The following is a 1,534-nucleotide window of genomic DNA, read 5'->3' on the forward strand; positions in this document are numbered from 1 at the left end:
GACACTGTCCACCGGCCGCACCGTGTCGTTCCACGTATCGAGGACCAGCTCCCGCTCCCGCGCCGACATCACCTCCACCTCACCCACCAACACCCTTGGATCGGCGGTGACTTGGTCCAGGACCCGCGAGAAGCCGTCGACCAGACGCTCCACCGTCGACCGGTCGAAGATGTCGGTACTGAACAGGACCGCGCCCGTGATGCCGGCCGCCGCGTCCTCGCGCAGCAGGAACTCCAGGTCGAACTTGGCCGCGCGGTTGTCCACGAATGTGCCGGGGCCCGACCGCGTACCGGCGAGCCGTACGTCCCCCGCCGTTCCGCTCTCCAGCGCCAGGCAGATCTGGAACAGCGGATGCCGGGCCAGTGACCGTACCGGGCTGGTGGCCTCGATCACGAGGTCGAAAGGGGTCTCCTGATGGGCGAACGCGTCCAGATCGGCCGTGCGCACGCGGTCGAGCAGTTCACGGAACGACGGATTGCCCGAGGTGTCGGTCCGCAGTACCAGTGTGTTGACGAAGAATCCGACCAGCTCGCCCAGGGCGTCGTCGGTGCGGCCCGCCACCGGGGACCCGAGCGGAATGTCCTCGCCCGCGCCCATCCGGGTCAGTGTCGCCGCCAGCGCGGCCTGGAGCACCATGAACACCGTGCAGCCCTCGGCCCTGGCCAGCTCCACCACACGGGAGCGCAGTTCCCGGCCGAGGTCCACCACGACCGCGTCACCGCTCTGACCGGCCACGGCGGGCCGCGGCCGGTCCAGGACCAGTCCCAGCTCCTCGGGCAGATCCTTGAGCGCCTCGCGCCAGAACGCCAGCCCCTCGGCGAGCACACTCCTGTCGTCCGACCTGTCGCCCAGCATGCGGTGCTGCCACAGCGCGTAGTCCGCGTACTGCACGGGCAGCGGTGCCCAACTCGGTGTCGCCCCTTCAAGGCGGGAGGCGTAGGCCGCGGAGAGGTCGTCGAAGAGCGGACGGAGTGACTGGCCGTCGGTGGCGATGTGGTGCAGCAGCACGAGCAGGACGTGCGCGCCGTCACCGAGGTCGAAGAGTGTCACCCGCAGCGGGGGTTCGGCGTTCAGATCGAAGGTGTGCCCCGCCGCCGCGCGCAGCCGCTCGTCGAGTGTTTCCTCGTCCGCCGGTTCCCGTTCGAAGACGACCTGGGCGTCCTCGGGAGCCAGGACGGTCTGGTACGGCTGACCGTGCTCCGACCCGAACACCGTCCGCAGCACCTCGTGCCTGCCCACCAGGTCACCGAAGGCCGCGCGCAGCGCGTCGGTGTCCAGCTCTCCGTCGATCCGCACCGAGAGGGGCACGTTGTACGCGGTGCCTTGCTCCCCCAGCGCGGCGAGGAACCACAGACGGCGCTGCGCGTACGACAGCGGCAGCCGGTCCGGCCGGTGGCCGGCGGTCAGCGGCGGACGCTCGCGCCCGGGTCCGTGTGCCTGTGTGGTGATGTGGTGGGTGAGGGTGGCGGGGGTGGGGTTTTGGAAGATGTCGCGGATGGTGAGGTTGGTGTGGAGGGTGGTGCGGATGTGGGTG

Annotated in this window: 1 protein-coding gene; it reads right to left on the reverse strand. The window is 70.1% G+C overall.

Annotated elements, in window-relative coordinates; all coding sequences use genetic code 11:
• On the reverse strand, positions 1-1,534 hold a 1,534-nt coding region (locus ACFWHU_RS38570), incomplete at both ends, for a condensation domain-containing protein (protein ID WP_387231025.1).

The organism is Streptomyces sp. NPDC060366 (assembly GCF_042725135.1).
In the GTDB taxonomy this organism is placed as follows: domain Bacteria; phylum Actinomycetota; class Actinomycetes; order Streptomycetales; family Streptomycetaceae; genus Streptomyces.